Here is a 6,004-nt window from a genome sequence, read left to right on the forward strand (position 1 = left end):
GGGGGAGACTCTGTTGTTTTGACCGCCTTACTGACAAAATCATCGTTTGGTTTGGGCATTATTCCAGTGTCTAATAATGATTAAAATATTGTTTTTAAGAATGAACTGACGGTTTTATTCAAGGCAGTGCATATGTTGATATGCACTGCCTTTTCATTTCTAGCATCGATGATTTGAAGTTTAAGGGTGGAGTTGAACTGTATTGAGATTCTTGGATTTGATGATAGCGCCCCATTATTTTTTGCTTTAAACGCTCGATATTGGGTTTAAAGTTTGAGGTTTTTTTTTGTATACAAATCGATCGAGAAGCCACTCGGCTTGAGTTAAGCATTGAAATCAAAAACTATTTTTGAACAGTCTGATTCGCTGGAAAAATAAAATAAAAGCAAATACTATTTGTAAATAATAATCTAATTGATTATGATTCGCATCCACTAAGTGTCCCTATATCAATTATCTTTCCTAGCCTCCGTCCTTGAGTGCATGGAAAAGTAATTTGAATTGTGTGTAATGATTATCAATATCATTTAAGAGGTGGGTTTAACCGCATGAGTATGAAGCAATATCAGTCGCAATTTTCGGGCGACGAAGTTAAAAGTTTGAACCTCCGACCTTGCTATTTATCATTATGTTTGGCTGTGCTCATGACCACAGGTTTGAGTTCTAAGAGCTTTGCACAAGACAATGTTTTAGTTTCAGCCTCACTTCCAAAGATTACGGTTTATGCTGAACATGAAGATCAAGCCCCAGTTTCTAAGACAACGATTAATCGGGAAAATTTAGATAAAACTGGGGTGACCGATATGGCAAGTATCGTGAAGTACTTGCCTTTGGTACAAGCGCCATTTTCAGTTGCGGGCAGTGGCACATTTTTCGATGGAACTGGAACCAGTGGTTATAACATTCGTGGGATTGATGCCAACCGTATTGGCTTAGATATTGATGGGGTTGATATTGCCGAAGCGACTGTCAGCTCTTATGTTCCGCCTAATAGTATGAGTCAACGTGGTGCAGGTCGTGATTATATCGAGCCTGAAATGTTTAGCTCGGTAGATATTGTTTCCGGAACAACAGATGCATCTACTGACGGAATCGGTGGACGCGTTTCATTTAAAAACAAATCTCCAGAAGATTATTTGGTGGATGGAAAAACCATTGCGGGTACTGCAAAAGCAGGCTATAGCTCTGCGGATGAAGCATGGTTAAGTTCGGTAACAGGGGCGGTAGGCAACGATGAGGTGAAAGCCTTAGTTGCTTATGCTCATCGTGATGGACATGAAACAAAACCTAACTCGAAAACCAAAGCATTCCCAACGGATTGGAGCTCTGATGCAGTATTGGGCCGAGTTGTATGGGCGCTCTCCGATCAGCATCAGTTTAATTTGACAGGAGATTTCTATCGTAAAAGTGCCGATACCACAGACATTAGTGCCAGTTTATTTAGTAATTATAAAAGCGATGCCACCCAGCAGCAGGACATAGATCGTACCCAATTTAGTCTTGAACATATTTATAAACCTGAGACATTGGTGCTATTTGATCAGCTGAAAAGCAAAATTTGGTATCAGGAATCAAATAACGAAACCGCGACTTCATTCATGAATAATGCGAATACGAAACGTGATTTCTCAACCACTTATAAAGAAAAAAATACAGGGATTAAGTTTGATGCATCGAAGAACTTAGAGCAGCAGACTTTAAAATATGGCCTTGCGGTCGACCAAAAAGATTATTCCAGTACCAAAGTCGATTTACGCAATGGTGCAACACTGCCAACCCTCTATCAAGATGGTTACTTACTGGATTCTGAGTTAAAGCGTTATGCAGCCTATTTCTCAGATGAAATTCGTTTGGGGCTCTTTGGTCATGACTTAACCCTAACACCATCGCTTCGTTTTGAACGTCAGGAGTATCGACCAGATTCTTCGAGCTATAGTGATGTCCAAGCACGTGACTTTAGTTATGTTTCGCCGAGTTTTGCGGCCAGCTATCAATTTACTCCTGAAAACTACAGTTATTTTAAATACACCCGCGGTACACGTATTCCATCACCTACTGAGATAGGCGGCATCTATCAAACCACCGCAGGCAATCCAAGTTATATCGTGATTGGTAACTCGAATCTTGATGAAGAAACCAGTGATGCATTTGAAATTGGACTGAGAAATACTTCAATTGATGGTATCAAGTTTGATGTCACAGGTTTTTATACCAAATACAGTGACTTCATCGATTACCACAACTATGACACCACACCACAATATCCTTATGGTTACTACCGTGCAGAAAACCTAGCCAATGCCGAAATTTGGGGCGGTGAGCTGTCTACACGTATTGATTTGGGTCAATTTATTCCACACTCGGATGGATTTAGCCTCGCTTTAGTGGCAGGTAAAACCAAAGGCACCGCAAAAAATAAAGATGGCCTGAAAAGTGGGGTGAATTCAGTACAACCTGAAAAGGGCAGCCTCACCTTTGCTTATGACCACCCAGATAAAGTCTTTGGTTTAGGTCTAACTGCAACTGCGGTCGGGGACAAAATCGCATCTAAAGATGTGAGTACCTACCAAGATGACGTGGAGTATCAACCTGTTGCAGGTTATGCCGTGTTTGATCTCTCAGCTTACTGGAATATGAATAAGTTCACTAAGTTGAACGTGGCGGTGAATAACATCTTTGATAAGACGTATTGGGACTATGCCGCAGTGGGCACCATTACAGGAACGAACCAAGCCAGTCTGATCGATCGTGCTGCAGAACCGGGTCGTAATATTGTCGCAAGTATCGAATTTAAATACTAATTTCAAAGCTAGATAGAACTGAGATTCCGTCTAGCAAATTTAACCTTCAGGAAATGAAATCACCATGAAAATTATGACTACATTGGCAACGGGCATCGTTATGCTCAGTGCTTCAGCGAGTATTTTAGCTGCAGACAAAACAGCACAAACGGATACATACCAACAAGCTTATGCCATTCATGCGCTTTATCACCCAGAAAATAAACAACCGAGTGCTGCACTGGTAACACAGCAATATACGCAGGATTATGCCGCACTTTTTGCGAATACTAAAAAAGTGACAGCCGAACAGTTTGCACAATTTGAACAGGCACGTTTAGCCCCTGTACTTAAGCAACGACGTGAAATGTCATTAAAACAGGCGCATGTCCGTTATGGTATTTTAGATAAAAGCAAGGATCAAAAGTTGACGTTGAAAGAGTTCCAAGCCTCTGGTGAAAAGACTTTTGATGGTTTCGATCAGAACCAAGATGGTTTGATTAATGCTGAAGATGCAAAGTTGGCTGGGGCAAATACAGGAACACATGATGGTTTCCGTGCCAAATTACCGATTTCAATGCCGATGCCAAGTAATGTGAATGAGTTTATCGCGCAATATGGTCAGGGTAAAAATTATGTGACTTTGGGTGACTATCTAACAGCGCGCGATAAACAATATTTCGAGACCGATACCAATCAAGATTTGATTGTGACTGAACAAGAATATGTCGATGAGTTTATGCAACGTTTTGACCGTAATTTGGCGACGGGTACAACTCAAATGCAGGAGATTGCAGGACAGCAATTCAAAGCCATTGCAAAGGGTAAAACCACCATTCAAGCAAACGATATTAAACAGTATGCGAAAAAAGTAGGGCAAGCCTCAGCTCAATAAACAGGCCATACCTTTAAGCCATCTATGAATGGCTTAAAGGGAAAACTGATTTGGTTGACGATGGACAATGATACATCAATGGAATATCAACGATGAAAAAAATAGGTTTGGCTTGCTTACTGAGTATCTTGGTCGCAAATGGTTGGGCACATGCACCCTTTGTGGCGCCAAGCAGTTATGTGGTGGAAGGTGGGAACACTGCAATTTTGGCAGGATTTGCAGAGCAAGCCTTTGACTCGGAAGTGGCGATTAAAGGCTTTAACTTTAAAGTACTCACGCCGAAGGGTGAAACTCAAGAGTTAACTCTGAGTCATAGTAAAGCTTTAAGTTTGGCTGATGTGAAAACGGATCAAGCAGGAACTTATACAGTTACTGGGCTCCGAACAGGCGAGCTTAAATATGCAAAAGTGGGGCAGCGTTGGTTACGTGTCTTAGATGCAAAAGCTGAAGATTTAGCGCCACTGGCTGAACGTCACTTTATGACTCCAAGTGAAGTACAAGCGAAAACCCAGCAGTTTACTGTGCAACGTTTTGATCAGTTGCTGAGTTATTTTTCTAAGCAACAATATAGTGCGGTGAAGCAAGACCCCACGCAACAAGGTTTAATATTGGAGTTTTCAGGACATCCAAATCAAATTTCATTAAAAACTCCATTCAGAGTGAAATTGAATTTGGGTAATAAAGCTGCATCAGGTTTTCAGGTCACACTAGAAAAACAAGCCACAACATTGGGAAAGGCTGAAAAAGCGATCCAGTTGCAGACCAATGGTTCAGGTGAAGTCACTTTGCCATTTTCAGCGGTCGGGCAGTACCTTGTCACTATTACCTCACCAGAACAGTCTGAAAAGATTCGACCCAATGCTCAGATCTATAGAACGATTTTGAGCTTATACGTAAACCCTTAAAATTAAGCTAAAACAAAGAGGAAATTCACAGAAAGCTGTTCTAGCTCCTCTCGGCTGAATCATAGACTTATATATGATAAGGACTGCGTGATTTTCTTTTAAACCTTAAAGAATATTACGTAGTTCGCGTGCGGTTTCTTGTAGTAATGGCAGTATGTGTTGAATCAAATACTCTTTGGTTGTGCGCATGGTAGGGGAAACAATATTTAAGGCTGCAACCACCTTTAACTGTTGCCCATAAATTGGAACGGCAAGAGCATGTACGCCCAATTCATGTTCCTCACATGAGTAGCACCAACCTTGCTCTCGAATTTCATGCAATAAGGCCAGAAACGTTTCATTGTTGGTATGGGTATATTTGGTTAGGCGTTGTAACGGATATTGATTCAGCCATTCACACTGTTCCTGATCATCTAGATAGGCAAGTAAAATTTTGCCTGCCGATGTCGCATGTGCAGGTAAACGATTTCCCAAATGCAGGCCATAAGGATTGACACGATCCGTTTGCTGGTGCGCGGCACTGCGTGCAATGGTAATGGCTTCATAGCCATCGAGAACCATAACGGAAAAAATGAGTGAGGTTTGATTGGTGAGCAGGTTCAGCAAAGGTTGTGAAATTTTAGGAAGATGTGCTCCACCTAAGTAAGAGCCTGAAAACTTAAGAATTTTAGGGGTTAAATAAAAATAATGACCATCAGATTCTAGATAGCCTAAATATTCAAGGGTGAGTAAATGGCGTCGCGCTGCAGCACGGGTCATGCCTGTGCGTTCTGCTGCCATAGTGATATTTAAACGATGTCGATCAGTACCAAAGCTGTCGAGAATGGCCATGCCTTTACTAATACCTGCGACAAAATCTTCATGTCGAATGGTTTTTTTATTGTCTTTGTGTTGAAGACACTTTTCTGTTGTCTCAGTTGCTTCTTCCATCGTGTTCCCTTTATCCATTTTTATTTATTATTTTTACTATAACGTGAAATCAGAGTGAAATAATCAGGTTTTGTTCGATATACGGGAATTTTGTTCGATCATCGAACAAAACCTATGATCACTATCTATCCTAAAGTGGAGAAATTATAAAAAATGAACAGATAAGGAAATCGAACTAAAAAACTAGGGAATGTGGTTTTAGCTGAATCATCCTCCAGTATAAGTTAGTTTTCCGCGCCTTTTCAAATTTGCATGATGCACAATGGAGTTATCTAATGATAGATAAAAGCGCGGCATCCCTCGCGGAAGTGCTCTCCCAAATCACCGACGGCTCAACCATCATGATTGGTGGTTTTGGTACAGCAGGACAGCCTGCTGAACTGATCGATGGCTTAATTCAACTCGGCATTAAAGATCTCACCATCGTTAGCAACAATGCTGGTAATGGTGACTATGGTTTAGCCAAGCTCCTCAAAGCAGGTGCCGTGAAAAAA

Annotated in this window: 5 protein-coding genes; 4 read left to right on the forward strand and 1 reads right to left on the reverse strand. The window is 41.1% G+C overall.

Features of this window, described 5'->3' with window-relative positions; translation table 11 throughout:
• Positions 1 to 554: 554 nt before the first annotated feature.
• From JZ787_RS13085 to JZ787_RS13095, 3 genes are all read left to right on the forward strand, one after another.
• Positions 555 to 2,801, forward strand: coding sequence for a TonB-dependent hemoglobin/transferrin/lactoferrin family receptor (locus JZ787_RS13085; protein WP_168158578.1), 2,247 nt, complete (start codon positions 555 to 557; stop codon positions 2,799 to 2,801).
• 64 nt (positions 2,802 to 2,865) lie between these two features.
• Entirely contained in the window at positions 2,866 to 3,675 is an 810-nt protein-coding gene (locus JZ787_RS13090; protein ID WP_346312552.1) for a hypothetical protein, read from the forward strand.
• Positions 3,676 to 3,767: 92 nt separating this feature from the next.
• Entirely contained in the window at positions 3,768 to 4,580 is an 813-nt protein-coding gene (locus tag JZ787_RS13095; RefSeq protein WP_218288144.1) for a DUF4198 domain-containing protein, read from the forward strand.
• Positions 4,581 to 4,685: 105 nt separating this feature from the next.
• Here JZ787_RS13095 and pcaU read toward each other — a convergent pair whose 3' ends face one another.
• The gene (gene pcaU / locus JZ787_RS13100) at positions 4,686 to 5,510 is read right to left on the reverse strand and encodes an IclR family transcriptional regulator PcaU (protein WP_062034306.1); all 825 of its coding nucleotides are present in this window, start codon (positions 5,508 to 5,510) and stop codon (positions 4,686 to 4,688) included.
• 275 nt (positions 5,511 to 5,785) lie between these two features.
• Here pcaU and JZ787_RS13105 point away from each other — a divergent pair.
• A partial coding sequence (locus JZ787_RS13105) for a CoA-transferase (RefSeq protein WP_346312553.1) occupies positions 5,786 to 6,004 on the forward strand: 219 nt, incomplete at its 3' end.

Origin of the sequence: Acinetobacter sp. BWR-L5, assembly GCF_039655985.1 — a bacterium.
Classification (GTDB): Bacteria; Pseudomonadota; Gammaproteobacteria; order Pseudomonadales; family Moraxellaceae; genus Acinetobacter; species Acinetobacter johnsonii.

Excerpts from the sequence above, each read along its gene's own strand:
- JZ787_RS13085 (WP_168158578.1), top strand. The coding sequence starts at position 555 with ATGAAGCAATATCAGTCGCAATTTTCGGGCGACGAAGTTAAAAGTTTG.
- JZ787_RS13090 (WP_346312552.1), top strand. The coding sequence starts at position 2,866 with ATGAAAATTATGACTACATTGGCAACGGGCATCGTTATGCTCAGTGCT.
- JZ787_RS13095 (WP_218288144.1), top strand. The coding sequence starts at position 3,768 with ATGAAAAAAATAGGTTTGGCTTGCTTACTGAGTATCTTGGTCGCAAAT.
- pcaU (WP_062034306.1), bottom strand. The coding sequence starts at position 5,510 with ATGGAAGAAGCAACTGAGACAACAGAAAAGTGTCTTCAACACAAAGAC.